Source organism: Kosakonia oryziphila (genome assembly GCF_900094795.1).
GTDB classification, from domain to species: Bacteria; Pseudomonadota; Gammaproteobacteria; order Enterobacterales; family Enterobacteriaceae; genus Kosakonia; species Kosakonia oryziphila.
In genome coordinates this window covers 1-1,147 of the sequence record NZ_FMBC01000128.1, presented here as the reverse complement: position 1 = coordinate 1,147, position 1,147 = coordinate 1, and the positions used below count along the sequence as shown (strand labels likewise).

2 protein-coding genes and 2 pseudogenes are annotated in these 1,147 nt (G+C 44.6%); 2 read left to right on the top strand and 2 right to left on the bottom strand.

Features of this window, described 5'->3' with window-relative positions; genetic code table 11:
- Positions 1–52: 52 nt before the first annotated feature.
- A pseudogene (locus GA0061070_RS25775) lies at positions 53–252 on the bottom strand (hypothetical protein); the annotation flags it as partial.
- 125 nt (positions 253–377) lie between these two features.
- On the opposite strand from GA0061070_RS25775, the gene GA0061070_RS24480 reads away from it, so the two are divergent.
- Both GA0061070_RS24480 and GA0061070_RS25060 read left to right on the top strand, forming a co-directional pair.
- A complete protein-coding gene (locus GA0061070_RS24480; RefSeq protein WP_244153206.1) occupies positions 378–527 on the top strand; it encodes a GhoT/OrtT family toxin in 150 nt (49 codons plus the stop codon).
- Between the two features lie 153 nt (positions 528–680).
- On the top strand, positions 681–1,004 hold the full coding sequence (locus GA0061070_RS25060; RefSeq protein ID WP_139109846.1) for a hypothetical protein: 324 nt from the start codon (positions 681–683) through the stop codon (positions 1,002–1,004).
- Positions 1,005–1,037: 33 nt separating this feature from the next.
- Here the strand turns inward: GA0061070_RS25060 and GA0061070_RS25055 are convergent.
- Positions 1,038–1,147 (bottom strand): annotated as a pseudogene (locus tag GA0061070_RS25055) (IS481 family transposase); the annotation flags it as partial.

The window sequence follows — 1,147 nt, the reverse complement described above, 5'->3', positions numbered from 1 at the left end:
GCAGCTTTACGTTCTGGTGAAATTCGTTTCACGATCTGTTCCCATCCTGTCATTAGTATTTTCGATGGGGGTGACAACTATCCTGACAGAGGGGGGAGGTACCAGACTCAGGCTGTGCCTGCCAGCCACAGCGATTAAAAGTTTCATCACCCCAGCTACGTTCCCCGTCAGACGCGCTGTCAGCGGATTTATCTGTCGTCCGCTGTCTTCAAAAGCGACATCGAGGTTGCCCCGTGAGAGATAAATGCCGTTCCACATTACGTGGGTAGGATCGCATTGCTCACTGGGTGATATGCCACCTGTTATCTATGCGCGGCAAAAACTGGCCGGAGATCCTCATTGGCGGTGGTACTAAAAACCGGAGGGACTACAATCCTATCTTCTACGTTGTAATAGCGGTAGTTTCCGGTATAGCAACGTACTTTCTGGCCCGTGACAGCCGCAAGGTCCGGCTCCTCAGTGCAATACTCGTTGGTGCGACCTGGCCCATCAGCTTTCCTGTCGCGTTACTGTTTTCACTCTTTTGATCGAGGTCTCTCACTTGTATCGAGATGCTGTATATAATTGGAACATCCCTGTTGTAGTGGTTTAAACCACAGTTCCACATTTTAACTTTCATATTCTTTACACCATATCAGGAATTTGGAATTCATATAGTTAAGACTAAGGGAATACCTTTCATGCCATTCTTAAAGAGTTATGCATATGCCCCTTTAATTCTATTGCTTCATGGTGTTGCAGCATCGGCGTCACCAGATTTTTCATATAAGGCGGCGTTACCAGATTCTTCATATGATTTTGATAAAAAAGACTATTTCTCATCGCCAGAGGTGAAATCAGCATTAACCAAGGAGAAAAGTGAGTCTAAAACTGATAAAAATCCATATTGTCTTACCCCTAGCGATCCGGGATGTAGCAATATGTGGTATAAGGAAAAAGTAAAGGAGAATGACGAGCGGATACAACGTTACCAGCAAAATAAGTTCTATAATTCGCATGAATGATTGATCAAAAGTGATCGGTAATCCCCACCATTTTTAACCGGGCAGATGAGTAGAATCGGATAAGCGCTGAATATGCTGCATTGGTGTGAAGCCATTCAGTGCCATATTCGGTCGTTCATGATTATAGAACCATTGCCATTGTG

What these genes read in the sequence shown, in the direction of transcription:
- GA0061070_RS25060 (WP_139109846.1), top strand. Translation starts at nt 681, where the DNA reads ATGCCATTCTTAAAGAGTTATGCATATGCCCCTTTAATTCTATTGCTT.